General features: G+C 65.2%; 24 protein-coding genes and 1 tRNA gene. 7 read left to right on the forward strand and 18 right to left on the reverse strand.

Annotated elements, in window-relative coordinates:
• Positions 1-41 precede the first annotated feature (41 nt).
• From ihfA to ACEN2S_RS10325, 4 genes are all read left to right on the forward strand, one after another.
• A complete protein-coding gene (gene ihfA / locus ACEN2S_RS10310) occupies positions 42-344 on the forward strand; it encodes an integration host factor subunit alpha (protein WP_441865874.1) in 303 nt (100 codons plus the stop codon).
• Between the two features lie 15 nt (positions 345-359).
• The gene (locus ACEN2S_RS10315; RefSeq protein WP_441865876.1) at positions 360-1601 is read left to right on the forward strand and encodes a MerR family transcriptional regulator; all 1242 of its coding nucleotides are present in this window, start codon (positions 360-362) and stop codon (positions 1599-1601) included.
• Between the two features lie 437 nt (positions 1602-2038).
• A tRNA-Pro gene (locus tag ACEN2S_RS10320) sits at positions 2039-2116 on the forward strand.
• A 56-nt stretch (positions 2117-2172) separates the two neighbouring features.
• Entirely contained in the window at positions 2173-3252 is a 1080-nt protein-coding gene (locus ACEN2S_RS10325) for a 2'-deoxycytidine 5'-triphosphate deaminase (RefSeq protein ID WP_441865878.1), read from the forward strand.
• A gap of 106 nt (positions 3253-3358) precedes the next feature.
• Here the strand turns inward: ACEN2S_RS10325 and ACEN2S_RS10330 are convergent, their stop codons facing one another.
• Complete coding sequence (locus ACEN2S_RS10330) at positions 3359-4213, reverse strand: glycosyltransferase family 2 protein (RefSeq protein WP_441865880.1); 855 nt, start codon at positions 4211-4213, stop codon at positions 3359-3361.
• A 251-nt stretch (positions 4214-4464) separates the two neighbouring features.
• On the opposite strand from ACEN2S_RS10330, the gene ACEN2S_RS10335 reads away from it, so the two are divergent.
• Positions 4465-5205 (forward strand): metallophosphoesterase family protein, encoded by a 741-nt coding sequence (locus ACEN2S_RS10335; protein ID WP_441865882.1) that lies wholly within the window; start codon positions 4465-4467, stop codon positions 5203-5205.
• Positions 5206-5228: 23 nt separating this feature from the next.
• On the opposite strand, the gene ACEN2S_RS10340 is transcribed toward ACEN2S_RS10335, so the two are convergent.
• From ACEN2S_RS10340 to argS, 6 genes are all read right to left on the reverse strand, one after another.
• Positions 5229-5441 (reverse strand): hypothetical protein, encoded by a 213-nt coding sequence (locus ACEN2S_RS10340; RefSeq protein WP_441865884.1) that lies wholly within the window; start codon positions 5439-5441, stop codon positions 5229-5231.
• 5 nt (positions 5442-5446) lie between these two features.
• Positions 5447-6118, reverse strand: coding sequence for an SMC-Scp complex subunit ScpB (gene scpB, locus ACEN2S_RS10345; protein WP_441865885.1), 672 nt, complete (start codon positions 6116-6118; stop codon positions 5447-5449).
• Positions 6119-6139: 21 nt separating this feature from the next.
• Positions 6140-6937, reverse strand: coding sequence for a segregation and condensation protein A (locus ACEN2S_RS10350; protein ID WP_441865887.1), 798 nt, complete (start codon positions 6935-6937; stop codon positions 6140-6142).
• On the reverse strand, positions 6930-7928 hold the full coding sequence (nagZ, locus tag ACEN2S_RS10355) for a beta-N-acetylhexosaminidase (protein ID WP_441865889.1): 999 nt from the start codon (positions 7926-7928) through the stop codon (positions 6930-6932). Before nagZ ends, ACEN2S_RS10350 begins: the two co-directional genes overlap by 8 nt.
• Positions 7929-7991: 63 nt before the next feature.
• The gene (locus ACEN2S_RS10360; protein ID WP_441865891.1) at positions 7992-9188 is read right to left on the reverse strand and encodes an SPOR domain-containing protein; all 1197 of its coding nucleotides are present in this window, start codon (positions 9186-9188) and stop codon (positions 7992-7994) included.
• A gap of 104 nt (positions 9189-9292) precedes the next feature.
• Positions 9293-11035, reverse strand: a complete 1743-nt coding sequence (gene argS / locus ACEN2S_RS10365; RefSeq protein ID WP_441865893.1) for an arginine--tRNA ligase — start codon at positions 11033-11035, stop codon at positions 9293-9295.
• Between the two features lie 150 nt (positions 11036-11185).
• Between argS and ACEN2S_RS10370 the strand changes: the two genes are divergently transcribed.
• Positions 11186-11995 (forward strand): hypothetical protein, encoded by an 810-nt coding sequence (locus ACEN2S_RS10370; protein WP_441865895.1) that lies wholly within the window; start codon positions 11186-11188, stop codon positions 11993-11995.
• 154 nt (positions 11996-12149) lie between these two features.
• Entirely contained in the window at positions 12150-13901 is a 1752-nt protein-coding gene (locus ACEN2S_RS10375; RefSeq protein WP_441865897.1) for a DEAD/DEAH box helicase, read from the forward strand.
• A gap of 138 nt (positions 13902-14039) precedes the next feature.
• Here the strand turns inward: ACEN2S_RS10375 and ACEN2S_RS10380 are convergent, their stop codons facing one another.
• The 11 genes from ACEN2S_RS10380 to nuoH form a co-directional block, all read right to left on the reverse strand.
• Positions 14040-15713 (reverse strand): ribonuclease J, encoded by a 1674-nt coding sequence (locus ACEN2S_RS10380; RefSeq protein WP_441865899.1) that lies wholly within the window; start codon positions 15711-15713, stop codon positions 14040-14042.
• Positions 15710-16489 (reverse strand): type III pantothenate kinase, encoded by a 780-nt coding sequence (locus ACEN2S_RS10385; protein ID WP_441865901.1) that lies wholly within the window; start codon positions 16487-16489, stop codon positions 15710-15712. The genes ACEN2S_RS10380 and ACEN2S_RS10385 overlap by 4 nt, the downstream gene beginning before the upstream one ends.
• A gap of 11 nt (positions 16490-16500) precedes the next feature.
• Entirely contained in the window at positions 16501-17283 is a 783-nt protein-coding gene (locus ACEN2S_RS10390) for a biotin--[acetyl-CoA-carboxylase] ligase (RefSeq protein ID WP_441865903.1), read from the reverse strand.
• Positions 17273-18712, reverse strand: coding sequence for an NADH-quinone oxidoreductase subunit NuoN (gene nuoN, locus ACEN2S_RS10395; protein ID WP_441865905.1), 1440 nt, complete (start codon positions 18710-18712; stop codon positions 17273-17275). Before nuoN ends, ACEN2S_RS10390 begins: the two co-directional genes overlap by 11 nt.
• A 12-nt stretch (positions 18713-18724) precedes the next feature.
• Positions 18725-20263, reverse strand: a complete 1539-nt coding sequence (locus ACEN2S_RS10400) for an NADH-quinone oxidoreductase subunit M (protein ID WP_441865907.1) — start codon at positions 20261-20263, stop codon at positions 18725-18727.
• Complete coding sequence (nuoL, locus tag ACEN2S_RS10405; protein WP_441865908.1) at positions 20263-22383, reverse strand: NADH-quinone oxidoreductase subunit L; 2121 nt, start codon at positions 22381-22383, stop codon at positions 20263-20265. The genes ACEN2S_RS10400 and nuoL overlap by 1 nt, the downstream gene beginning before the upstream one ends.
• Positions 22384-22389: 6 nt before the next feature.
• The gene (gene nuoK / locus ACEN2S_RS10410) at positions 22390-22695 is read right to left on the reverse strand and encodes an NADH-quinone oxidoreductase subunit NuoK (RefSeq protein ID WP_441865910.1); all 306 of its coding nucleotides are present in this window, start codon (positions 22693-22695) and stop codon (positions 22390-22392) included.
• Between the two features lie 72 nt (positions 22696-22767).
• Positions 22768-23376 carry an NADH-quinone oxidoreductase subunit J gene (locus ACEN2S_RS10415; protein WP_441865912.1) on the reverse strand — a complete coding sequence of 203 codons (609 nt, stop codon included), beginning with the start codon at positions 23374-23376 and terminating at the stop codon, positions 22768-22770.
• Positions 23373-23792 carry a carboxymuconolactone decarboxylase family protein gene (locus tag ACEN2S_RS10420; protein WP_441865914.1) on the reverse strand — a complete coding sequence of 140 codons (420 nt, stop codon included), beginning with the start codon at positions 23790-23792 and terminating at the stop codon, positions 23373-23375. The genes ACEN2S_RS10415 and ACEN2S_RS10420 overlap by 4 nt, the downstream gene beginning before the upstream one ends.
• A complete protein-coding gene (gene nuoI / locus ACEN2S_RS10425) occupies positions 23789-24280 on the reverse strand; it encodes an NADH-quinone oxidoreductase subunit NuoI (protein WP_441865916.1) in 492 nt (163 codons plus the stop codon). The genes ACEN2S_RS10420 and nuoI overlap by 4 nt, the downstream gene beginning before the upstream one ends.
• A 4-nt stretch (positions 24281-24284) precedes the next feature.
• Complete coding sequence (gene nuoH, locus ACEN2S_RS10430; protein WP_441865918.1) at positions 24285-25322, reverse strand: NADH-quinone oxidoreductase subunit NuoH; 1038 nt, start codon at positions 25320-25322, stop codon at positions 24285-24287.
• Between the last annotated feature and the right edge of the window lie 12 nt (positions 25323-25334).

Below are 25334 nucleotides of genomic sequence, written 5' to 3' on the forward strand. Positions count from 1 at the left end.
TTGCCCCCATCCTGCCCCCACAACCATCCGGGGGGATCGTGATGAGCGACAAGACTTTGACACGCATGGACCTGAGCGAAGCGGTGTTCCGCGAAGTGGGTCTCTCGCGCAATGAATCCGCGCAATTGGTGGAATCGGTGCTGACCCATATGTCCGATGCCTTGGTGCAGGGCGAGATGGTGAAGATCTCTTCCTTCGGCACTTTCTCGGTGCGCGAAAAGGCGTCGCGCATGGGGCGCAATCCGAAAACCGGCGAAGAGGTTCCGATCTCACCGCGCCGGGTTTTGTCGTTCCGTCCCTCGCATCTGATGAAAGATCGCGTGGCGGCTGGCAACAAGGCCTGAGGGTAACGCCGGGCGATGAGCAAATCCGCCGATGCGTTCCGCACCATCTCGGAAGTGGCTGATGTGCTGGCAACCCCGGCGCATGTGCTGCGATTCTGGGAGAGCAAGTTCACGCAGATCAAGCCGGTGAAGCGGGCGGGCGGGCGGCGGTATTACCGCCCCGCCGATGTCGCGCTTTTGGGTGGGATCAAGCAGCTCTTGCATGAAGATGGGCTGACCATCCGCGGCGTGCAAAAGATCCTCAAGGATCAGGGCGTGAAACATGTCTCGTCCCTCGCGCGGCTGCCCGATGACGAGGGTGGCGACGCGGCGGATGTGATGGGCATGGCGGAAGTGGCCGAAGCCAGCACCGCGATCCTGCACGACACGCCCCCCCCTGCGCCCGACGCACCCGGGCCGGATGAACCCGGGCCAGACGAACCTGCACCGGACATGCCGGAACCCGCGGTGCCGGGGCCGGAGATACCGCAACCGGACGCGCCCGTCCCGGCGCAGCCGGACGAAATCCCCGTGCCCGACCTGCCCGCACCGAGCGCGCCCGAACCGGAAGTGCCGGGTCGGCAGGTGCCGGTGCCCGATATCTTCGTGCCCGAAGCGCCGCCGCGGGAATTCCCAGCCACCGCCCCCGAGATCCCGGCGGCGGCCCCGGATGAACTGCCGCAGGACATGCCGCTGGAAATCCCGGATCGGGACGCCCTGCCTGATGCTTCGGGTGATGAACTGGCCGTGACCGCGCCGCAGGAGACCATGTGGTCGGCGGCACCGGCATCTGCCGCCGCGGCGGAGGATGCCGGGTGGGCAGCCACGCAGGCCACCGACGCGGCCAGCGACCCCGATGCGCCCGAGATGGCCGATCCGGCACCAGCCAAAGCAGCACCAGCGCAGCCTTCGCAGGCGGCGGCCAGCGCGCCGCAAGCGGCCGCAACCGTGGTTGCTCCGCCTGCCCCTGTCCCTGCCCCGACATCGACCGTCGCGGCAGAACATCCCAGCCTGCTGCCGGATGCGGCGCCGCAACCGCGCCCCGCCGCCGCGCAGGAGCCCGCGCGGCGCAGCCCGCGGCCGCGCAGCGATTCGGCCGCCCAGCCCGATCTTTTCGGCGCGGCACCCGCAGAAGCCTCGGCCGATGAGATCCCGCGTCTGGCCGCCCGTCTGCGCCTCGCTGAGGGCAAAGCCCTCTCGGCCCGCGAACGCGCGGAAATCAGCAGCATCAAGACCCGCTTGGCCGAGTTGCACCGCCGCCTGGGCGATGAGCGCTGAACCAGCAAAGCAGGCAAGCGTGCAGGCGCGTGCGAGGCCGTAGCGAACTGCGGCATGTTCCCCCGGGCGGACAAGATCGCCTGCCGCACCGCCGCGCCCCCAAGACCCGTGCGCTGTCGGGCGCGATGCCGGGAGCGCCGCGCGGCACACGCGGGATGAGGGTCAACCAACCGACGCAGTCGGCCTGCCCTCTCACGCCGACCGACGGCGCGAAGGCGCATACCGCATCTGCGGCCCGCGCGGTGCCCGCCGCCCTCCCCGACCTGTGACCGCGTCCCGGCCCTCGCCCGAACCCCGGCCCCTTGCCCGAGTACCGGCCGCCTTCGCACCATTCCCGCCGCCGCCGCCGGGCCGTCAGATTTTCCGGCAAGCGGATCAAAAAGATGCGTTTTGGCGCTTGCCCCCGGCCGCAACTTCGCTCTATATCCCCCCTGTGTCGGGCCGTGGCGCAGCCTGGTTAGCGCGTCCGTCTGGGGGGCGGAAGGTCGAGAGTTCGAATCTCTCCGGCCCGACCAAAACGAAACGCCCATCCCGCTCTCGGGGTGGGCGTTCGCTTATGGGGAGCCTGACGATGACCACCGGCGTTCTGTCCGACACCGCGTTGAAAGCCATGATCGAGCGTGGCGAGATTGGCGCCGGCCTTCCCATCACCGATGCACAGATCCAACCCGCCAGCCTTGATCTGCGGCTGGGCAGCACCGCCTACCGCGTGCGCGCCTCGTTCCTTGCGGGCCGGGGCCGTGCGGTCACCGACCGGCTGGAAGAGTTTGAGATGCACCGGATGGATCTCTCCGCCGGGGCCGTGCTGGAAAAGGGCTGCGTCTATCTGGTGCCGCTGATGGAAAGCCTGGCGCTGCCGTTGGGAATCACCGCCGTCGCCAATGCGAAATCCTCGACCGGGCGGCTGGATCTGCTGACCCGGGTGATCTCGGATGAAGGGGTCGAGTTCGACCGCATCCCCGAGGGCTATCACGGGCCGCTCTTTGCCGAGATCTGCCCGCGCAGTTTCTCAGTGCTGGTGCGGCCGGGGATGCGGCTCAACCAGATCCGCTTTCGTGCCGGACAGGCCGTGCTGAGCGATGCCGAACTGCGCGCGCTGCATGCCGAGGAGCCGCTGGTTTCCGGCGAGGCGGTGATCGACCATGGTCTGGGCTTTTCCGTCGATCTGCGGCCGGGAGAGAACGGGCTGGTTGGCTACCGCGCCAAACCCCATACCGGGGTGATCGATCTTGACCGTCTGGCGCATTACCCCGCCTCGGAATTCTGGGAGGAAATCCGCACGACGGAGGGGCGGATCATCCTTGATCCCGGGGCCTTCTACATTCTGGTCAGCCAGGAAGCGGTGACGATTCCCCCCGATTGCGCCGCCGAAATGGCCCCCTATCTGGCGATGGTCGGCGAGTTTCGCGTGCATTACGCCGGGTTCTTTGACCCGGGCTTTGGCCATGGCGCGGCGGGCGGTGAAGGGTCGCGCGGGGTGTTGGAGGTGCGCTGCCACGAGGCGCCCTTCGTGCTCGAGCACGGGCAGGTCGTCGGGCGGCTGGTCTATGAGCGGATGGCGGCGGAACCCGAGCGGCTCTATGGCGCGGGAATCGCGTCGAATTATCAGGGCCAGGGTCTGAAACTCTCGAAACACTTCCGCGCGGGGTGATGGCTGTCGGGGGCCCGTGCCGCGGGCGCCTGCCCGCCGGGCCCGCGGCACGGAATCACGGCAAAGGATCACGGTGCCGGATCTCTGTGCCGCATTTGGTGTCTGATCACGATGCCGGAGTGTAGCGCCCCCCGTCCCTGCGTGTGCTCCAGACGCCCTTCAGATAGGCCACTGCGCTGCGTTTCGCCTCGGCGCTGCGGTAGGTCCGCCGCTTGGCGAACCGCCGCAGAGCTTGAAGCAGACACTGCAAGAACGCCATTCTGCGGCCATGTTTGTGCATCGTGTACACGGTCGCACGGGCCAGATGGTATTGCTTGAAGGCGATCACCTCCAGCGTGGGCTCGGTCGAGGTGCCAACGTCATGCACGACAAGCGCATCATGGATCAGCATCAGGGGGCCGATCTGATCCTGCAGGCGGACCGACAGGTCGTCATCCTCCGCATAAAGGAAAATGCCATCGTCAAAGCCGCCCACCGCGTCGAAATGCGCTTTGGAGACGAAAAGCGCGGCGCCGCTCAGCACCGGCACCGGCATGTCCCGGTCAGGTTTGCCCCGGACCCGGCCCCGGTTGCCGCGCAGGCGGGTGGCGCGCCGAAAAAAGAGCTGCCCATCATGATCTTCGAGCCGCGGGTTGAAGGCGCTGGCCTCAGGATAGCTGCGCCGCGCCGCCATCAGCCGCGCGAGGCAATCGGGCGTCAGCCGGGCATCGGGGTTCAGAAACAACAGATACGGGGTGCGCGCAGCGGCGGCACCGGCGTTGCAGGCCCAGCCAAAGCCGTGGTTGACCCGGGATTCAATCAGCGTGATGCGGCGGCCTGCCGGGAGGGCCGGGGCGCCCTTGCTGCTGGCATTATCGACCAGAATGACCGGGGTTTCAGCGGGCACCGAGGCCAGCATGCCGGTCAGGACATGATCACTGTTGTGGGTCACCGAAATGACGGTAATCTCGTCTGGCTGCACCTGTCTGCCCCTCGTATGCGACGGGCCATGGGGCCCGGGCTCTCGCCTATCCTATCCGGCGCCCCATGCAAAGTGCAGTGGCGCCGGGCAACGCGTTTGGTGGCAGTGCACGGCGTGGGAATGCGTGTGGTGGCAGGCGGGAAAGCGGGGGCGCTGCCCCCATCGCCTGACGGCGATTCCCCCGAGGTATTTTTGCCAAGAAGAAAGCGCCGGGGCTTGGCGGCGGTGGTGGCTTTGGGCAGGGTGGTGCGATGAGAACGCTTGCGGTGCTGGCCGATATTCACGGGAATGCCGATGCCTTGCGCGCGGTGCTGGCCGATATGGCGGCGCAGGGGGTGACCGACTGCGTGAACCTTGGGGATTGCTTTTCCGGGCCTTTGGCAGCCGCGGAAACCTGGGAGATCTTGCGCGACTGGCCGATGCCGACGGTGCGGGGCAATCATGACCGCTATCTGCTGGAGCAAGACCGCGCGGTGATGGGCCCGTCAGATGCGGTGGCCCGTGATGAGTTGCCGCCGGAGGCGTTGGATTGGCTGGCGACCCTGCCCCCGGTGTGCGAGGTCGGCGGGCTTTATCTTTGCCATGCGACGCCCCGCGCGGATGACCGCTATTGGATGGAAGCGGTGACGGCCGGGGGTGCGGTGGTGTTGCGCGGGGCGGCGGCGATTGCGCGCGAGGCTGCGGGGATCGCGGCGCCGGTGCTGCTTTGTGGGCACAGCCATCTGCCGCGGCTGATGCGGCTGCCGGGCGGGCAGATGCTGCTCAATCCCGGATCGGTGGGCTGTCCGGCCTATGAAGACAGCACGCCGGTGCCGCACCTTGTGGAGACCGGCGCACCGGAGGCCCGCTATGCGCTGCTGCAGGAAGCGCCGGAAGGGTGGCGGGCGCGTTTCCGGGCGGTGGCCTATGACCCGGCGCGGATGATCGCGCGGGCCGAGAGACAGGGGCGCATGGACTGGGCACGGGCGCTGGCCTGCGGGCGGGTGGCGTAGCGGCCCGGCGGGCGGAGGCGCGGTTAGCGCCCCAGGCGGCGGGTGACGCGGGCCGCCTGGCGCGCGCGTTTGATCGCCTCGCGGCCGACCTGCGCCTGTTTGCGTTCGGCGGGCGTCATCTGATGCGCCGGTTTGCCTTTGCCTGCCGCAAGTTGCACGCCTTTGCTGATGCCCTGGTTCAGCAGCTTGCGCCCGAAAAACCGCATGAACAGGTTGAAAATCTGGTTGGCATTCATCGGGATCAATCCTCGAACATCTCGGTTTGTGCGCCCTGATCCTCTGCCTCTTCGTCGGGTTGTGCAATCCCCCCCGGCAAGGGCCGGTTGTCCAGAAGCCCCGCGGCGCGCAGCTCTTTCAGCCCCGGCAGATCGCGGGCGGTCTCGAGGCCGAAATGATCGAGGAAGCCCTGCGTGACCACATAGGTCACCGGGCGGCCCGGGGTCATCCGGCGGCGGCCAAAGCGGATCCATTCCAGATCGAGGAGCTGATCCACCGTGCCGCGCGACACGGCGACGCCGCGAATCTCTTCGATCTCGGCGCGGGTGACCGGCTGGTGATAGGCGATGATCGCCAGGGTCTCGATCGCAGCGCGGGAGAGTTTGCGCAGCTCAACCGTTTCTTTTTGCATGAGAAACCCGAGGTCGGGCGCGGTGCGGAACGCCCAGGCATCGCCGATGCGCACCACCCGCACCCCGCGCCCCTCATAGCGGCGAGACAGATAGGCGAGCGCCTCGACCGCGTCGCAGCCATGTGGCAGGCGGGCGTGCAGCTCGGCCACCGTCACCGGCTCGGAGGTGGCAAAGAGGATCGCCTCGACCATCCGTTCCTGCTCGGCCATCGGCGGCGCGGCAAAAAGCGTGGGCTCGCCCTTGTCGCGGGCGCGGGGGTGGCGGGTCTCGTCAGTGTCGCTCATCGCATTTCCCTCACCGGGGCCTCATGTCTTGCGGCGGATCGAGATCGGCGCGAAGGTCTCGCCCTGCCGGATCTCGATCTGCCCCTGTTTCGCCATCTCAAGGCTGGCCGCGAAATTCGCCGCCAGCGCCGAGCGACGGCGGATGGGGTCATCCACCCAGGCCTCGGGCAGAAAGGTGATCAGCTCGGTCCAGCTGCCCGCGAAACCGATCATCTCGCGCAGCCGTTCCAGCGCCTGTTCCATCGTGTAAATGTCAACGCGGTCAAAGGCATAGGGGCGGAAACCATCGCGGGTGCGGATGCGGGCATAGGCCTGCATCAGCTCCAGCAGGCTGGCGGTATAGGTGACGCTGCGGGTGCGGGTCACCTCTTCGATATGGCCGCGCACGAAGAAATCCCGGCCCTTTTGATCGCGGGCCATCAGCCGCGCCGCCGCCTCGCGCATCGCCGCCAGACGTTCCAGCTGGAAGGCCAGATGCGCGGCGAGGTCTTCGGCGGAGGGGCCGGCATCGGTGGGATCGGGCGGCAACAGCAGGCGCGATTTCAGAAAGGCAAGCCAGGCCGCCATCACCAGATAATCGGCGGCAAGCTCGATCCGAAGCGCCTTGGCCTCTTCGACGAAACGCAGATATTGCTCGGCCAGATGCAGCACCGAGATCCGGCGCAGATCGACCTTTTGCGTCCGCGACAGCATGAGGAGGAGGTCGAGCGGCCCCTCGAACCCCTCGACATCGACGATCAGCGCCTCGGCTTCAAGCCGGTCGGCGACGGTCAGCGGCACCTCGGGTTCGGCGCCGAAGAGGTCGCTCGAGTCAGACATGCGCGGGCAGCATTTCTGCAAGTTCGGCCAAAAGTGCCGGGATATCCGCGGGTTCCGGGGCGCGGCGCCAGGTCAGCGCGCGGGCCGCACGGGCTTCGGCCTGCGGCGAGAGCGTCCCGGCGGCGGCGGCGACCTCGTGCATCTCGGGCATCTTGCCGTTGCAATGCAGCGCGATATCGCAGCCTGCCGCCATCGCCCGCGCGGCACGCTCGCCAATGCTGCCCGCCAGCGCCTGCATGGAGAGATCATCGGTCATCAGGAGGCCGTCAAAGCCGATTTTTCCGCGCATCAGATCCACCATCACCGCGCTTTGCGTGGCGGGAGCCGCATCAAAGGCGGTGTAGCAGACATGCGAGGTCATCGCCAAAGGCAGATCAGCAAGCGCCTCGAACACTTTGAAATCGGTAGCAAAAAGCGTATCGGCATCGGCGTCGACCAGCGGCAGGTCATGGTGGCTGTCCGCCGTGGCGCGGCCATGGCCCGGCATGTGTTTGACGATGGGCAGCACGCCCCCCGCCAAGAGCCCCTCGGCCGTGGTGCGGGCATGGGCGATGACCGTGGCGGCATCGCTGCCAAAGCAACGGTTGCGCAGGAAAGGATGCGTGTCGGCCCCCGCGATATCGGCGGTGGGGGCGCAATTGGCGTCAATCCCCACGGCGCGCAGCTCTTCGGCGATCAGCCGGGCGCGGATCCACAGGCTGCGGGCGGCATGCGGCCCGGCCGCGGCGACCTGATCCAGCGGCGGCAGATAGTCGCGCCAATGCGGGGCGCGCAGGCGCTGCACCCGCCCCCCCTCCTGATCGACGAGGATCGGGCAGTCACGGCCCACCGCCGCACGCAGATCAGAGGTCAGCCGGGTCAGCTGCGCCGGATCTTCGACATTGCGGGCGAAGAGGATGAAACCCCAAGGGTCAGCTGCACGGAAAAACGCCGCCTCATCGGGGCCGAGCGTGGGGCCTGCCAGCCCGAGGATGGTTGCCGATCCGGTCATAGCTGCTCCGCGGTCCTGAGATGGAATAAACGTGATTTCAACGGGACAGGGCGTGGCCCTGCGTTACTTGCGGGCCGTGGCGGGAATGCAGTTCTGCCCCTCGGCCACCAATGCCGCACAGAAACGACGGCTGTCGCTCAGATCTTCAAACCCTTCGACGCGCAGCCGGAAGAAGGTGCGCCCGCCCGAGACCGCCTCTTCCACCACCCGGCGTTTGCCCGCCATCAGCGCGTCGAAACGCTCCACGACGCGGTCCCATTCGCGATGCGCCGCCTCGGTGTCGTCAAAGGCGCCGAGCTGTACCAGCCTGGTGCCCGCGGGCACATCGGCCGGCGAGAGATCCACCGCCGGGGCCGGGGCCAAAGCGGCAGTGACCGCATCAACGGCGGCCTGCGCCATCAAATCACCTTCGGGTTTCGGCAAGGGGCGCGGCGAAACGCTGACGCCCGGCACATCGGCGGCAATGATCGGCGTAGAGGCCGCCTCATCAGATCCGGTCTCCTCCACCACGGGCGCTTCGGCGGCGCCCGGAGTTCCGACGGCGGCAATCTCCGGCGCGGTGGCCGTGGCGCCGGGGCCCGCCTCAGCCTCGGCGGGGTTCTCGACCGTGGGGTCAAACCGCTCATCCACAACCGCGGGCGCGGCGGGTTTTGCGGCCATCTCGGCGGCGCGGGCCAAGGCCTCGGCGCGCGCCTTTTCGGCGGCGGCCAGTTGCGCCTTGCGCACATTGTCCGGCACCGGCAGCTCGCCCGGCACCTGCGACACCGTCTCGCGCGTGGAACTGTCGCGGCTCGGCACGCTGTCGGGGGCGGTGATCGCCCCCACCCCGGCCATCGGCATGTCTTCGTCGGTCAGCTCATCGGCGCGCGGGGCCAGCATCACCTGATCGGGCGCGGGCGCCGCCACACCCTCGGCCGCCACCGCATTCACCGACAGGCCGACATGCCGCGCCAGATCGCCGCCCGGATCCTCGGGCGCCATCCGCCCCGGACCTTCGAGCGCGCGGATCACCGGCACGCCGTTCACATCGCGCACCGCGAGTTTATAGCCCCAGACCGCCAGCCCGAGGATCAACGCCACCGAGGTGGCCGCCCCCGCATAGGTCACCCATTTCGAGGCCACCGCCACGCGCGGCGGGCCCGCATCGACGTCATCGCCCGGCACATCATAGGCGGGGTACTGCGCATGGCCAGATGGGCCACGCCGCGTTTCCGCGCCATAGCCATCGTCTCCGTTTTCACGGGGATTGAAGCCTGCCATGCCTGCCTCGCCGCCGGGGTACCGACTTTGCCTTGCACCGGGAGTTCCCGGCCTGTTTCCTGCCTGCCCGTCGCGTGTCCGGGGCGCTGCCCGTTACGCCTTGATCAGCGCATTTCTTCCGCGGGGGTGACACCTAGGATAGCAAGACCCGCCGAAATGACAACGCCCGCCGCCCGCGCAAGGCCGATTTTCGCCTGCGTCACCGCCGGATCCTCCTGAACGAAACGCAGGGAGGCATCGTCATTGCCGCGGTTCCAGAGCGCGTGCAGATCCGAGGCCAGCTCATAGAGGTAGAAGGCGATCCGGTGCGGCTCATGTCCGCGCGCAGCAATCTCGACCAGACGCGGCCATTCGGCGATTTTCTTCGCCAGCGCCAGCTCGGCCTCATGGGTGTTGCCGCTGAGATTGGCGCCCGCCAGCGTGGCATCATCGACAGCAATCCCCGCCTCAACCGCCTTGCGGATCACCGAGGAGACGCGCGCATGAGCGTATTGCACGTAGAAAACCGCGTTGTCTTTCGATTGCTCCAGCACTTTGTCAAAGTCGAAATCCAAAGGCGCGTCGTTCTTGCGGGTCAGCATGACGAAACGGGTGACATCCGCCCCCGCCTGCTCGACGACATCGCGGAGCGTGACAAAGGTGCCCGCGCGTTTCGACATCTTGAACGGCTCGCCGTTCTTGAAGAGTTTCACCAGCTGGATCAGTTTGATATCAAGCGGCACCCGGCCGTTCGAGAGCGCCGACACCGCCGCTTTCATCCGTTTGACATAGCCGCCATGGTCGGCGCCGAAAACGTCAATCAGCTGGTCAAAGCCGCGCTGCACCTTGTCAAAGTGATAGGCGATATCGGGGGCGAAATAGGTCCAGCTGCCATCCGACTTCTGCACCGGGCGATCCACGTCATCGCCATGCGCGGTCGAGCGGAACAGGGTCTGCTCGCGCTCTTCCCAATCCTCGGGCAGCTTTCCCTTCGGCGCTTCCAGCGTGCCGGTATAGATCAGATCCATGCCGCGCAGGGTCTCGATCGCGGCTTCGATCTTGCCGGTGCCGTAGAGGGCCTTTTCGCTGGAGAAAACGTCCATCTTGACGCCGAGCAGCGCCAGATCGTCGCGGATCATCTCCATCATCGCATGGGTGGCGAAGTCGCGCAGATCGGCCAGCCAGACGGATTCCGGCTGATCGATCAGGCTGGCGCCGTATTTTTCCTTCAGCGCCTCGCCCACCGGGATCAGGTAGTCGCCGGGATAGAGCCCTTCACGGATCTCCGGGCTCAGGCCATTCGCCTCGCGGTAGCGTTCATAGGCCGAGCGCGCCAGCACATCGACCTGCGCGCCGCCATCGTTGATGTAATATTCGCGGGTGACATCATAGCCCGCGAAGTCCAGCAGCGCCGCCAAAGCATCGCCAAAAACCGCGCCACGGGTATGGCCCACATGCATCGGCCCGGTCGGATTGGCCGAGACAAACTCGACATTGACCTTGGCCTTGCCGCCCAGCGTCGAGCGGCCAAAGTTGCGGCCCTGGTGCAGGGCGGCACGCGCCACCTCAGCCCAGACATCGGTCGCAAGCCGCAGGTTGAGAAAGCCCGGCCCCGCCACTTCCGCCAGCGCGATGCGCGGATCTTCGGTCAGCCGTGCGGCCAAAGCCTCGGCGATCACGCGGGGCGCGAGGCCTGCGGGCTTGGCCAGCACCATCGCGGCATTGGTGGCCATATCGCCATGCGCAGCGTCGCGCGGCGGCTCAACCGTCACATTGGCAAAATCAAGCCCGGCCGGCAGCACGCCCGCCGCAACCATCGCATCAAGCGCCGCGATCACACCGGCGCGGATATCGGCAAAAAGGTTCATCCGTCACATCCTCTTGTTGCCCATCTCCCTGCCAGAGCCGCGCCACGGCGTCAATGCTTGGCCCCCCGGGCGGCAGCGCTTGTGACAGCGCCAGAGGCCCTTCCCACTCCCCCCTTCCCTCCGACGCCGCGCCGGGGCACTCTGCCCGGCATGAGCGAGACAGACCCTTTCCCGCGCTTCGGCGCCCCCGGCGAATATGACCATCCGGGCGAAAGCCTGCCCGGCGGCTTCACCGCCGCCTGCGCCGCGCTGGCGCAGAGCGAGGCGCCCTTTGTCAACGCCCCGCCGCTTGATGCGGAGCTTGATCTGGCGGCCCGCGCGGCAGCCCCGCTTGTGGCCCCCGCTGGCCCGCCGGAACCGGCGGATTTCTCGGATTTCGCGGCCCGCGCCCGCAACCTCGCGCGCGAGATGGCCGCCGAAAACCCCGACGCCCGCCAGCTGCACCACGATCTGGCCTGCTGCATCATGCGCCTGCGCCGTCGCGCGCCCGACCCCGCCGCCTATCCGCTGTTTCACCGGATCTGGCGCGACGAGGGCGCCAGGCTGTCGCAGGAGCTGCCGATCCGCTGGCAAGTCTCGTCCGCGCAGGTCTTTGCCGATCATGGCACGGGGGTGGAGGAGCGTATGCTCGGGGCGGAAATCGCCCTCCTCTTCGGGCTGGTGAAACTGCACGAGAGCGAACGGCGCTTCTCCGGCCTGCCCGCCTGGCAGATCCACCCCGCCGCGAAACCGCATCCCGGCCCCCTGCCCCTCGGCCTCAGCGCCTTTGCGATTGAAGGCGGCGACCTTGCGCGCAACCTTCTGGCGCGGATCTGGCGGCGGGCCGAGGCGGCCGAACCCTCGCCGGTCGCAGCGCTCGCGCGTCAGCTTTTGCGCAGCCTTGAGGCCTCGGACCGGACGGTTTTCCGGCGTCTGGCCAGGATGCGGCAGGGCAAATCCGGCAAAGCGCCCGGCAAATAGCGGCAAATCAGGCGCAAACACGCGCCGCAATTGACCTTTGCCCGCTTTTGGAGTAGGGGACGGGGGGTCGCAAAATGCGGCCTTTTGCCCTGGGGCGCCCGATACCCTGCGTCCCTTCACTCCATGCGGTCCGATACCGCATCCAAGGACGCTGATGATCAAGTTCTCCGACCTGAAACTGGACCCCAAGGTCCTGACCGCCATCGCCGAAGCCGGCTATGAAACGCCGACCCCGATCCAGGCGGGCGCGATCCCCCCGGCGCTGGAAGGCAAAGACGTTCTGGGCATCGCCCAGACCGGCACCGGCAAGACCGCCAGCTTTACCCTGCCGATGATCACCATGTTGTCGAAGGGGCGCGCCCGCGCCCGCATGCCGCGCAGCCTCGTGCTGGCGCCGACGCGCGAACTGGCCGCGCAGGTGGCCGAAAACTTTGACACCTATGCCAAGAACACCCGTCTGACCAAGGCGCTCTTGATCGGTGGCGTGTCTTTCGCCGAACAGGACAAGCTGATCGACCGCGGCGTTGACGTGCTGATTGCCACCCCGGGCCGCCTGCTGGACCATTTCGAGCGTGGCAAGCTTCTCTTGACCGGCGTGCAGATCATGGTGGTGGATGAGGCCGACCGGATGCTCGACATGGGCTTCATCCCGGATATCGAGCGCATCTTCCAGCTGACCCCCTTCACCCGGCAGACTTTGTTCTTTTCGGCCACGATGGCGCCCGAGATCGAGCGGATCACCAACACCTTCCTGCATGCACCGGTGCGGATCGAAGTGGCGCGTCAAGCGACCACCTCGGAAACCATCACCCAGCGTCTGGTGTCGATCACCCCGACCCGCCGCGATCAGGCCGCCAAGCAAAAACGCGAATTGCTGCGCGCGATCATCGCTTCGGAGGCCGCGGCCTGCACCAATGCGATCATCTTCTGCAACCGCAAGACGGAAGTGGATATCGTGGCGAAGTCGCTGAAGGCACACGGCCTTGATGCCGCGCCGATCCATGGCGATCTGGAGCAGAGCCAGCGGATGCGCACGCTCGACGGTTTCCGCGAGGGCACCCTGCGCTTCCTCGTCGCCTCTGACGTGGCCGCGCGCGGCCTCGACATTCCGGCGGTGAGCCATGTGTTCAACTTCGACGTGCCGAGCCATGCCGAAGATTATGTGCACCGCATTGGCCGCACCGGCCGCGCCGGTCGTCTGGGCACCGCCTATACGATCGCCACGCCCGCCGATGACAAATACCTCGCCGCGATTGAGGCTTTGGTGAAACAGCCGATCCCGCGGGTTGAGATGCCCGAAGGGTTTGAGCTGTCCGAAGCCGCCCTGCGTCCCGCGCCCGAGCGTCGGGAAGAGCGTGGCGGCGAACGCGGTGGCGAGAAATCCTCCTCCTCGCGCAGCCGCTCGCGCTCGCGTGGCCGGGATCGGGACCGCGAACGCGGTGAGCGTCCGGCCTCGGAGCTGAAAATCCTCGACGGTGGCACCGCCGCCATGGCCCCGGTGGCCGTGGAAGCCGCCGCCCCGCGCGAAGAGACCAAACGGGCGGAGCCGGTGGCCGAAGTGCGTGTGGAGCAGCCCCGTGCGGAAACCCCGCGTTCGGAACAGCCGCGCGCCGAAACCTCGCGTGCCGACAGCTATCGCGGCGACAGCAACCGTTCGGAAAGCACCCGTTCGGACAGCAACCGTTCGGACAATGGCCGTTCGGAGCAACCGCGCCGCAGCGAAGAGCGCCGTGAGCCGCGCCGGGATGATCGTCGGGACGACCGCCGCGAGCGAGATGGCCGTGGCAATGGCGCGCCGGTGATCGGCATGGGCGACCATGTGCCGGACTTCATCCTGCGCAGCTTCCGCACCTTGGCGGTTTCCCGCGACGAGAGCGAAACCGAGACCGACAGCGCCGAAGCCTGAGGCAAAGCACCGGCGGCGCATCGCGCGCCACCGGACCTGCCTGCCCTCTTCAGCAGCTGTGACACATGAAAAAGCCCCGGACCGCTCTGCGATCCGGGGCTTTTTCGTGCAACTGTCTGCGGCCCGGGGGCCGCTGACTTATTCCGCGGCCAGACGGCTGATCACCACGGACACTTCCGGCTTCTTGCCGATCTCTTCCATCGAGACCTGACGCACGATCCGGCGGATCGCCTCGTCCAGCTTCTGATCCGAGGCGACCAGCTTGTTGTTGGCGCGCTCAAGGAACTCGGCCAGCTCATCCTCGATCTGATCACCCAGGCTCGACCCCGAGCGGCCCTTGTCGGCCAGACCCATCGTCTCGACCCAGGCGTCGCCCAAGGGCACGTCATCCTCGTCGATGATCACCGTCACCAGCACATGGCCGTTCAGCCCCATGCGGATCCGGTCGCGCACGACACCGTCCAGCGCGCCGATCAGCACGGTGCCGTCCAGATAGGTGCGGCCGGTCTCGATATATTCCACCACCTGCGGGCGCGATGTGGTCAGATCCATCATCATGCCGTTGGTGACCACATCCGAGGCAATCCCCTTGGCCATGGCAATCTTGGCATGTTCGCGCAGATGGCGATGCTCGCCATGCATCGGGATCAGGATCTCGGGCGCCAGCAGATCATGCACCGCTTCCAGATCCGGGCGGTTGGCATGGCCCGAAGTGTGATAGAGGCCACCGCGGTCATCCACCACTTCCACGCCCATTTCAGAGAAGGCGTTCATGATGCGGATCACGCCGCGCTCATTGCCCGGAATGGTCTTCGACGAGAAGAGGAAGGTGTCGCCATCCTTCATCGAGAGGCCCAGATATTTGCCGCGGCTCAGCTGCGCCGAGGCCGCCCGCCGCTCGCCCTGGCTGCCGGTCACGATCAGCATCAGGTTTTCGCGCGGGATATGCACCGCCTCTTCCGGCGTCACAATCGGCGGGAAATCGGTCAGCACACCGCTTTCCACCGCGGCCGAGAGCATCTTTTTCATCGCCCGGCCCAACATGCAGATCGAGCGGCCCGAGGCCTGCGCGGCCTCGGCCAGGGTCTTCAGCCGGGCGACGTTGGAGGCGAAGGTCGTCGCCACCACCATGCCGGTCTGTGCCGCGATGAACTCGCCCAATGGGACCGCGAGGGTCGCCTCCGACCGGCCCGGGTTCGGGTTGAAGATGTTGGTGGAATCGCAGGTCATCACCCGCACGCCCTCTTTGGCAATCTCGTGCCAGAGCAGCGGATCAAAGGCCTCGCCCACGATCGGATTGCCGTCGAGCTTGAAATCGCCCGTGTGCACGATGCGGCCCGCCGGTGTGTCGATCACCAAAGCCGAGCTTTCCGGGATCGAATGGCTGACCGGCACGAATTGCACCTTGAACGGCCCCACGTTCACGGTATCGGGGCGCGGAGCGACGATGTGCAGAATGTCGGTGGCAATGCCCGCCTCATCCAGCTTCATTTCGGCGATGCGGCCGGTGAAACGACGGGCGTAGACCGGGGCCTTCAGCCGGGGCCAGAGATGCGCGAGGGCGCCGATATGGTCCTCATGCGCGTGGGTGATGAAGATCGCCTCCAGCCTATGCGCATTGGCCTCGAGCCAGGCGGTATCGGGCAGGATCAGATCCACGCCGGGCGAGCTGTCCATATCCGGGAAGGTCACGCCCAGATCCACCAGGATCAGCCGCTCCTTGCCTTCGGGGCCGTAGCCATAGACATAAGCGTTCATCCCGATTTCGCCGGCGCCGCCGAGGGGAAGGTAGATCAGCCGGTCTTTCGTCATGCCGCGTGCCTCTTCATGTTATGGTCGTGAATGAGCACCAGCCCATGCATCGTCAGATCATCCTCGACCGAGGCGAACAGATCAAACCCCTGGTCGAACAGCGCCGCAAGGCCGCCGGTGGCGATCACTTTCATCGGGCGCTCTCTCTCGTTCCTTATCTGCCGGACGATACCTTCCACAAGCCCGATATAGCCCCAATAGATGCCCGATTGGATACAGGCGACGGTGTTGGTGCCAATGGTAGCTTGCGGTTTGGTAATATCCACATGCGGCAGCGCTGCGGCGGCCATATGCAGTGCCTCAAGGCTGAGGTTGACGCCGGGGGCGATCACGCCGCCGATATAGGCGCCATCCGGAGCCACCACGTCAAAGGTGGTGGCGGTGCCGAAATCCACCACGATCAGATCGCCGCCGTGACGGTCAAACCCCGCCACCGTGTTCACCAGCCGGTCGGGGCCAACGGTCGTGCCCTGATCGACGCGCGGGGCGACGGGCAGATCGCAATCGGGTTTGCCCACCACCAGCGGGCGGCAGTCGTAATAGCGGTTGCAGAGCACCCGCAGATTGAACACCACCCGGGGCACGGTCGAGGAGATGATCGCATCCGAGATCACCGCCTCGATCTTGTTCAGCATCATCAGCGAGGAGAGCCAGACAAAATACTCATCCGCCGTCCGGCGATGGTCGGTCGCAATCCGCCAAGTGGCGCGGAAGGCGCTCCCGTCCCAGATCGAAAACACGGTATTGGTATTGCCACAATCGATGCAGAGCAGCATGCGCGCCCCTTTCAGAAAAACACATCCGCCGCCGAAATCGCGATGCGCCCTTTCGGTGTCACAAGAACCAGCGCGCCCTGATCGTCGATGGTCTCAAAGATACCCTCATGGCTCTCGCGCACCGTGCGGGCGGTGATCTGCGTGCCAAGCCGCGCCGCGCGGGCCAGCCAGGCATTGCGGATCGGCGCGAAACCATAGGTCTCATATTGCGCCTGAAAGCGCTGAAATTCGGTGGCGAGGAAAGGCAGGAATTCCTCGGGGCTGAGCTGCACCCCGGTTTCGCCCTTGAGCGAAACGGGGGCCATGGCCCCGGTCTCGAGCTGTCCCGGGTCGGGCGCCTCGGCCAGATTGACACCAATGCCGATGATCAGCGGCGCGGGGGCCGGACCGCCCGCGCTTTCCAGCAAGATGCCCGCGATCTTGCCGCCGTTCAGCAGCACGTCATTCGGCCATTTGATGCTGAGACGGGTGGCGGGCGGGCAGACGCGGGCCAAAGCCGCATCCAGCGCCAAAGCCGCGACAAAGGAAAAAAGCGCGCCTGCCGCCGGCCCGCCCTGCGGGTAAAGCACGAGCGAGGCCGCGAAATTCCCCTCGGGGTTGGCCCAGGCGCGGCCACGGCGCCCGCGGGCGGCGGTCTGCTTGCGGGCCAGGACCCAGGTCGGCATGGAGAGGCCCGGCGCAAGCCGGGCCGCTTCGGAATTGGTGCTGTCCACCTCGGCCAGGATGTGGCGCGCCACGCCTGCGGGCCAGGGGATCAGATCCCCTGCCCCGGATGTGCCGCCCTCAGCGGACAAGCGCCTGTGCCGCGACAGAGGCCGCGCCTTCGACGCCAAAGGTGTTCACGATCCCCGCGAGCATCACCACCGCCGCGCCGACCAGCATGATGTTCTGCACCATGTTCGCGCGCAGCGTCAGCGGCGCGCCTTCGGTGCCGAAATACATGACATAGACGATGCGCAGATAGTAATAGGCGCCGATCACCGAGGCGATCACCCCCAGCACCACCAGCCAGGTCATGCCCGCCTGCAGCGCCGCCGCCAGCACGCCCAGCTTGGCGAAGAAGCCGAGCATCGGCGGCACACCGGCGAGGCTGAACATCAGCATCAGCATCGCCAGCGCCTTGACCGGCTCGCGCTTGGCCAATTGGCCGAGGCTGGCGATGTCGGTCACCGGCTGACCATCGCGCTCCATCGACAGGATGAAGGCAAAGGCGCCGACGTTCATCGTGACGTAGATCGCCATATAGAGCAGCATCGACTTGACGCCCGCTTCGGTGCCCGAGGCCAGACCCAGCAGGGCAAAGCCCATATGCGCGATCGAGGAATAGGCCATCAGGCGTTTGATGTTGGTCTGGCCGATGGCGGCAAAGGCACCGAGGAACATCGAGGCCACGGCGAGAACGCCGACGATCTGCCCCCATTGCCCCGGCACGGCGCCGAAAGCGTCATGCATCACCCGCGCGAGCAGCGCCATCGCGGCAACTTTCGGCGCGGTGGCGAAGAAGGCGGTGACCGGGGTCGGCGCGCCCTCATAGACGTCGGGCGTCCACATGTGGAACGGCACGGCCGAAACTTTGAACGACAGACCGATCAGGATGAACACCAGACCAAAGAGCACGCCGGTCTGGATCTCGCCGCCCTGCAGCGTCGACATGATGCCCGCGAAACCGGTGGTGCCCGAGAAGCCGTAAACCAGCGACGCGCCGTAAAGCAGGATCCCCGAAGAGAGCGAGCCCAGCACGAAATATTTCAGACCGGCTTCGGTCGATTTCGCGCTGTCGCGGCGGATGGCGGCGACAACATAGAGCGAGAGCGACTGCAGCTCGAGCCCCATGTAGAGCGACATGAGATCGCCCGCCGAGACCATGATCATCATCCCGATCACCGCCAGGGTGACGATCACCGGATATTCAAAGCGCAGAAGGTCACGCCGCGCCATGTATTCGGCGCTCATCGCCAGCACGGCCGCGGCCGAGAGCAGGATGGTTACCTTGCCAAAGCGCGCGAAGGCGTCATCGACGAACAGCCCCCCGAAGGCCGGGCGGCTGCCCTGCCCCCCGAGGCCGATCCAGGCCGCCATCACCACGAAGACGGCGACGGTGGTCCAGAGCACGGAGCCCGCCACTTTGTCCTTGCCCGTGTAGACCGCAACCAGGAGGGCCCCCAGCGCATAGACTGCCAGCAGGAACTCGGGCAAGGCGGTGGAGAAATCAGCGGAAGTCATCAGGTTTCTCCCTTAGTGGCCGGCCACGGCGGCAACAGCGTCCGCGGGCAGGCTTGCATGATAGTCAGCGACGAGCTGGGTGACCGAGGGGCCGATGATATCGGTCACCAGGCTCGGGTAGATGCCCAAGAGCAGGGTCATCACCACCAGCGGTGCAAAGATCGCCCGCTCGCGGGTGGTCATGTCGGTGATGGTCTTCAGGCTTTCCTTGATCAGATCGCCCATCACCACCCGGCGGTAGAGCCAGAGCGCATAGGCCGCCGAGAAGATCACGCCGGTGGTGGCCACGGCCGCCACCCAGGTGTTGACCTGGAAGATCCCCATCAGCGTCAGGAATTCACCGACAAAGCCCGAGGTGCCCGGCAGGCCGACGTTCGCCATGGTGAAGAACATGAACAAGAGCGCATAGACCGGCATCCGGTTCACCAGACCGCCATAGGCGTCAATCTCGCGGGTGTGCATGCGGTCGTAGATCACGCCAACGGCCAGGAAGAGCGCGCCGGAGATGAAGCCGTGCGACAGCATCTGGAAGATCGCGCCGTCAATGCCCTGCTGGTTCACCGCAAAGATCCCCATGGTCACATAGCCCATGTGGGCGACCGAGGAATAGGCGATCAGCTTTTTCATATCCGACTGCGCCAGCGCCACCAGCGAGGTGTAGACGATGGCAATCGCCGACATCCACAGCACGAGCGAGGACATCACGTCGGACCCCACCGGGAACATCGGCAGCGAGAAGCGCAGGAAGCCATAGCCCCCCATCTTCAGCAGCACCGCAGCCAGCAGGACCGAGCCCGCCGTCGGCGCCTGAACGTGGGCGTCGGGCAGCCAGGTGTGCACCGGCCACATCGGCATCTTCACCGCGAAAGAGGCGAAGAAGGCGAGGAAGAGCATCGTCTGCACGCCGCCGACCACGCTGAAGCCCAGCACCTTGATGGTTTCATGCGCGAATTCATGCCCCATCAGCGCGACCATGTCGGTCGTGCCCGCATCAAGATACATGTAGATCATCGCCACCAGCATCAGCACCGAGCCGAGGAAGGTGTAGAGGAAGAATTTGAACGCCGCATAGATCCGGTCTTTGCCGCCCCAGATGCCGATGATCAGGAACATCGGGATCAGACCGGCCTCAAAGAACAGATAGAAGAGCACCAGATCCAGCGCGACGAACACGCCGAGCATCAGCCCCTCAAGGACGAGGAAGGCGATCATATATTCCTTGACCCGCGTCTCGACGCCCCAGCAGGCGGCGATGGTCAGCGGCATCATGAAGGTGGTCAGCATGACGAAGAGCACCGAGATGCCGTCGACCCCGACTTTGTAATGCAGGCCCATGATCCAGGCGTGATCCTCGACGAACTGGAAGCCGGTGTTGGCCGGTTCAAAGCCGAAGAGGACAAAGAGCGAGACGAGGAAGGTGGCCGTGGTGGCGATCAGCGCAAGCCATTTGGCGTTGCGTTGGGCCGCCGCATCATTCCCCCGCAGGAACAGCGCGAGGATCGCGGCGGCCACCAGCGGCAGGAAGGTGATGATGGAGAGCAGGTTTTGCATCAGTTCGACCCTCCGAGCGTCACCCAGAGCATCAGAAGTGCCATCCCCGCCACCATCGCGAAGGCGTAGTGGAACAGATAACCCGACTGGAAGCGACCGGCGAGGCGGGTGACCCAGGGGATCAGACCCATCGCGATGCCATTGATGGTGCCGTCAATCACCGCGCCATCCCCCCGTTTCCACAGGAAAGCCCCGAGAGCTTTGGCCGGACGCACGAAGAGGAAGTCGTAGATCTCATCGAAGTACCATTTGTTCAGGAGGAACTGGTAAAGCGCGGGCTGCGCTTCGGCCAGTTGGCGCGGGGTGGCCGGGCTGCGGATGTAGAAGATCCAGGCCGCGATCAGACCGCCGAGCATGGCGATAAAGGGCGAAACCTTGACCCAGGCCGGGCTTTCATGCGCGGCTTCCAGCACATGGTTGTCGGCGCCGATATAGATGGCACCCTGCGGTGCCGCCCCGGCTTCGGCATGCGTGGCCGCAGCATGGGCCTCGGTCGCGGCCGCTTCGGTCGCAACGGTCGCACTGGCCCCTTCGGTGGCGGCCGCAGCGTGACCGGCTTCGGGAGCAGCGCCTTCGGCCGTGGCTTCGGCGTGATGCGGCATGCCGAAGAATTCGGACATTTTCGCATGATCGCCAAAGAAGCTGTTGTACCAGACCATCCCGGAGAAGACCGCACCAAGCGCCAGCACGCCCAGCGGCACCAGCATGACCATCGGGCTTTCATGCGCGTGATCATGCGCATGATGATCGCCGCGCGGTTTGCCGAAGAAGGTCATGAACATCAGCCGCCACGAGTAGAAGGAGGTGAAGGCCGCAGCGATGACCAGCATCCAGAAGGCATACATGTTGCCGCCGCCAAAGGCGCTCTCGATGATCGCGTCCTTCGACAGGAAGCCGGCAAAGCCGATATGGGTCAGCGGGATGCCCACGCCGGTGATCGCCAACGTGCCGATCAGCATCGCGTAATAGGTCACCGGGATCTTTTTGCGCAGACCGCCGTAGTTCCGCATGTCCTGCTCATGGTGCATCGCATGGATGACCGAACCGGCGCCGAGGAACAGCATCGCCTTGAAGAAAGCGTGGGTCAGCAGGTGGAACATGGCCGCGCCATAAACGCCCGAGCCCGCGGCCACGAACATATAGCCCAGCTGCGAACAGGTCGAATAGGCGATCACGCGCTTGATGTCGTTCTGCACGAGACCGACGGTGGCCGCGAAAAAGGCGGTGGTGGCACCGAGATAGACGATGAAGGCCTTGGCTTCCGGCGCATATTCAAACAGCGGCGACATCCGGCAGACGAGGAAGACGCCCGCGGTCACCATGGTTGCGGCGTGGATCAGCGCCGACACCGGGGTCGGGCCTTCCATCGCATCCGGCAGCCAGGTGTGCAGGATCAGCTGCGCCGATTTCCCCATCGCGCCGATGAACAGCAGCACACCGATCAGATTGGCGGCGTTCCACTCGGTCCACAGGAAATGCAGCTGCGTTTCGGCCAGCTTCGGCGCGGCGCCAAAGACCACATCCATGTCGATCGAGCCGGTCAGATAGAAGAGCGCGAAGATCCCCAGCGCAAAGCCGAAGTCGCCCACACGGTTGACCACAAAGGCCTTGATCGCCGCGGCATTGGCCGAGGGTTTCTTGTAGTAGAAACCGATGAGCAGATAGGAGGCAACGCCCACCCCTTCCCAGCCAAAGAACATCTGCACGAGGTTATCGGCGGTGACCAGCATCAGCATGGCGAAGGTGAAGAACGACAGATAGGCGAAGAAGCGCGCCTTGTAATGCTCGTGGTGGCCCCAGGCGTCGTCATGCGCCATGTAACCCCAGGAATAGAGGTGCACGAGCGAGGAGACGGTGGTGACCACGATCAGCATGATCGCCGTCAGACGGTCGACGCGGATGCCCCAGGAGGTGTCGAGCGCGCCCGATTGCACCCAGTCGAGCAGGTGAATGTGCTGCGTCGTGCCATCAAAGGTCAGGAAGACGATCCAGCTCAGCAGACAGGCGAGGAACAACAGCCCGGTGGTGACCACCTGCGCGCCTTTTTCCCCGATCACCCGCCAGCCGAAGCCACCGATGAGCGCCCCCAGAAGCGGGGCAAAAAGAATGATCTGCTCCATTTGCCCTTACCCTTTCATCACGTTGACGTCTTCGACGTCGATGGTGCCGCGGTTGCGGAAGAAGACCACCAGAATGGCAAGGCCAATCGCGGCCTCAGCCGCTGCGACGGTCAGGATGAACATGGTGAACACCTGCCCCGCCAGATCGCCGAGCGACGCCGAAAACGCCACCATGTTGATGTTCACCGCCAGCAGCATCAGCTCAATCGACATCAGGATGACGATGACGTTCTTGCGGTTCACGAAAATGCCGAAGATGCCGATGACGAACAATGCCGCCGCCACGCCCAGGTAATGTGTCAATCCGATCATTTGGTCCCTCCGGGCGCCCGCCCGATGTCTTTATATTGTGCGGCCCCCGAAGGGACCGCCGCCCTGGCGGCCTTAGAGCCCCTGCCCCGGTTTCACGTCTTTCAGTTCCATCTGTTTCGCCGGGTCGCGGTACATCTGGCTCAGAACATTCTGACGCTTGACGTCCTTGCGGTGGCGCAGGGTCAGAAGGATGGCCCCGATCATCGCGACCAGCAGCACCAGACCCGCGGTCTGGAACAGGAAGAGATATTTGTCATAGAGCAGCAGCCCCAGCGCTTCGGTGTTGCTCACCCCGTCCTGCATCGGTGCCACGCGCAGGTTCATCGCCAGTTCCGACGTTTTCCACACGCCAAAGGCCATGCCCAGCATCAGCAGCATGATCACGCCCATCAACAGACCCAGCGGCATGAAGCGCGCCAATTCGCCCTTCAGCTCGGCAAAGTCGATGTCGAGCATCATCACCACAAAGAGGAAGAGCACCGCCACCGCGCCGACATAGACGATGATCAGCAGCATGGCGACGAATTCCGCCCCCATCAGCACAAAGAGCCCCGAGGCCGAGAGGAAGGCCAGGATCAGCCAGAGAACCGAATGGACCGGGTTTTTCGAGACCACGACCATGAAGCCCGATACCACCACCGAGATGGCGAAGAGATAGAAGGCGAATGCAAACACCGTCATGCGGTCTCTCCCGATTTGTCGGCCTGTTCTGCGAACACGCCTTGCGCGATTTCCAGCGCCTTGGTCATGGCGGGAACCCCGCCGAACATACTCATCTGAAAGATCACTTCCGCGATCTCGCGTTCGGTCGCCCCGGCGGCCATCGCATTGCGAATGGTCAGCCGCAGCTGGGCATCGGCCTGCGCCCCCAGCACGACCAGCGCCGCGATGGTGACCAGAAGGCGTGTGCGCGCATCCAGCCCCTCGCGGTTGAAGGTCTTGCCAAAGAACATCTCCAGCATGTCTTTCGACATGGTGGGGAAGAGCTTTTCAAAGGCGGCCGGATTGAAGGTTTCCAGCGCCGGATTGAAAGCACGGGCCATTTCGGCCCCCTGCTCCATCATCGACTTAAAGAGTTTCTGGAATTCTTCATTCATCTGTAGGGGGCATCCATCTCAAGGTTGCGCGCGATCTCACCCTCCCAGCGGTCGCCGTTCGACAGGAGTTTTTCCTTGTCATAGAACAGCTCTTCGCGGGTTTCGGCGGCGAATTCAAAATTCGGCCCTTCGACGATGGCATCCACCGGGCAGGCTTCCTGGCAGAAACCGCAGTAGATGCATTTCGTCATGTCGATGTCATAGCGCGTGGTGCGGCGGCTGCCGTCTTCGCGGGGTTCCGCGTCGATGGTGATCGCCTGTGCGGGGCAGATCGCCTCGCACAATTTGCACGCGATGCAGCGCTCTTCACCGCTGGGATAGCGGCGCAACGCATGCTCGCCCCGGAAACGCGGGGACAGCGGCCCCTTTTCATGCGGGTAGTTCAGCGTCGCCTTCGGGGCGAGGAAGTATTTCATCCCAAGGCCAAAGCCCTTGATGAAATCCAGCATGAAGAAATATTTCGCCGCGCGGGAATAGTCGAGTGCCATGCGCTTAGCCCCCCATGGTCCAGCGGGCCCAGAAGCCGCCGAGGATTTCAAATTTCGCGAGGAATGCCACGATCACCACCCAGCCGAGCGAGAGCGGCAGGAACACCTTCCAGCCAATCCGCATCAGCTGGTCATAGCGGTAGCGCGGGACGATGGCCTTCACCATGGCGAAGAGGAAGAAGAAGAAGACGAGCTTGACCACGAACCACAGGAACCCGTCGGGGATCCCCGGGATCGGCGAGAGCCAGCCGCCGAAGAACAGCAAGGTGATCAGCGCGCACATCAGCCAGATGGCGATGTATTCACCCGCCATGAACAGCAGGAACGGTGTCGAGGAATATTCCACCTGATAGCCGGCGACGAGTTCGGATTCCGCTTCCGGCAGGTCGAACGGCGGGCGGTTCGTCTCGGCCAGCGCCGAGATGAAGAACAGCACCACCATCGGCAAATGCGGCAGCCAGTACCAGTTGAACAGACCGTACGAACCCTTCTGCGCCATGACGATATCGCCAAAGTTCATCGAGCCGGTCGAGATGATGATGCCGACGATGATCAGACCCAGCGAGACTTCATAGGAGATCATCTGCGCCGCCGAGCGGAGCGAGCCGAGGAAGGGATATTTCGAGTTCGAGGCCCAGCCGCCCATGATCACGCCGTAAACCTCGAGCGAGGAGACGGCCATCACGAAGAGCACGGCGACGTTGATGTCCGAGAGCACCCAGCCATCGTTCATCGGGATCACCGCCCAGGAGACCATCGCCAGCACAAAGCTGGCCACCGGCGCCAGGAAGAACACGAATTTATCCGCGCCTGCCGGGACCACGATTTCCTTGACGACATATTTCAGCGCGTCGGCCACGGTTTGCAGCAAGCCCCAGGGGCCTACCACGTTCGGGCCCCGGCGCATCTGCACCGCCGCCCAGATCTTGCGGTCACCGTACACCAGGAACAAGAGCGAGATCATCACGAAGGCGATGACCCCGAGCCCCTGAACCGCGATCAGGAGAAAAGTGCCCAGAGGTGTGGATAGAAAGTCAGCCATTTGCCATTGTCC

The organism is Phaeovulum sp. W22_SRMD_FR3 (assembly GCF_052113705.1).
In the GTDB taxonomy this organism is placed as follows: Bacteria; Pseudomonadota; Alphaproteobacteria; order Rhodobacterales; family Rhodobacteraceae; genus JBGQOG01.

Bases quoted from the DNA above. Each gene is read 5' to 3' on its own strand.
- nuoK (WP_441865910.1), bottom strand. From the start codon at position 22,695: ATGATCGGATTGACACATTACCTGGGCGTGGCGGCGGCATTGTTCGTC.
- scpB (WP_441865885.1), bottom strand. From the start codon at position 6,118: ATGAGCGACACTGACGAGACCCGCCACCCCCGCGCCCGCGACAAGGGC.
- ACEN2S_RS10420 (WP_441865914.1), bottom strand. From the start codon at position 23,792: ATGAATGAAGAATTCCAGAAACTCTTTAAGTCGATGATGGAGCAGGGG.
- ACEN2S_RS10400 (WP_441865907.1), bottom strand. From the start codon at position 20,263: ATGCAAAACCTGCTCTCCATCATCACCTTCCTGCCGCTGGTGGCCGCC.
- ACEN2S_RS10370 (WP_441865895.1), top strand. From the start codon at position 11,186: ATGAGCGAGACAGACCCTTTCCCGCGCTTCGGCGCCCCCGGCGAATAT.
- ACEN2S_RS10325 (WP_441865878.1), top strand. From the start codon at position 2,173: ATGACCACCGGCGTTCTGTCCGACACCGCGTTGAAAGCCATGATCGAG.
- ihfA (WP_441865874.1), top strand. From the start codon at position 42: ATGAGCGACAAGACTTTGACACGCATGGACCTGAGCGAAGCGGTGTTC.
- nagZ (WP_441865889.1), bottom strand. From the start codon at position 7,928: ATGACCGGATCGGCAACCATCCTCGGGCTGGCAGGCCCCACGCTCGGC.
- ACEN2S_RS10315 (WP_441865876.1), top strand. From the start codon at position 360: ATGAGCAAATCCGCCGATGCGTTCCGCACCATCTCGGAAGTGGCTGAT.
- nuoI (WP_441865916.1), bottom strand. From the start codon at position 24,280: ATGGCACTCGACTATTCCCGCGCGGCGAAATATTTCTTCATGCTGGAT.
- ACEN2S_RS10385 (WP_441865901.1), bottom strand. From the start codon at position 16,489: ATGCTGCTCTGCATCGATTGTGGCAATACCAATACCGTGTTTTCGATC.
- nuoN (WP_441865905.1), bottom strand. From the start codon at position 18,712: ATGACTTCCGCTGATTTCTCCACCGCCTTGCCCGAGTTCCTGCTGGCA.
- argS (WP_441865893.1), bottom strand. From the start codon at position 11,035: ATGAACCTTTTTGCCGATATCCGCGCCGGTGTGATCGCGGCGCTTGAT.
- ACEN2S_RS10375 (WP_441865897.1), top strand. From the start codon at position 12,150: ATGATCAAGTTCTCCGACCTGAAACTGGACCCCAAGGTCCTGACCGCC.
- ACEN2S_RS10340 (WP_441865884.1), bottom strand. From the start codon at position 5,441: ATGAATGCCAACCAGATTTTCAACCTGTTCATGCGGTTTTTCGGGCGC.
- nuoH (WP_441865918.1), bottom strand. From the start codon at position 25,322: ATGGCTGACTTTCTATCCACACCTCTGGGCACTTTTCTCCTGATCGCG.
- ACEN2S_RS10335 (WP_441865882.1), top strand. From the start codon at position 4,465: ATGAGAACGCTTGCGGTGCTGGCCGATATTCACGGGAATGCCGATGCC.
- ACEN2S_RS10360 (WP_441865891.1), bottom strand. From the start codon at position 9,188: ATGGCAGGCTTCAATCCCCGTGAAAACGGAGACGATGGCTATGGCGCG.
- ACEN2S_RS10350 (WP_441865887.1), bottom strand. From the start codon at position 6,937: ATGTCTGACTCGAGCGACCTCTTCGGCGCCGAACCCGAGGTGCCGCTG.
- ACEN2S_RS10380 (WP_441865899.1), bottom strand. From the start codon at position 15,713: ATGACGAAAGACCGGCTGATCTACCTTCCCCTCGGCGGCGCCGGCGAA.
- nuoL (WP_441865908.1), bottom strand. From the start codon at position 22,383: ATGGAGCAGATCATTCTTTTTGCCCCGCTTCTGGGGGCGCTCATCGGT.
- ACEN2S_RS10415 (WP_441865912.1), bottom strand. From the start codon at position 23,376: ATGACGGTGTTTGCATTCGCCTTCTATCTCTTCGCCATCTCGGTGGTG.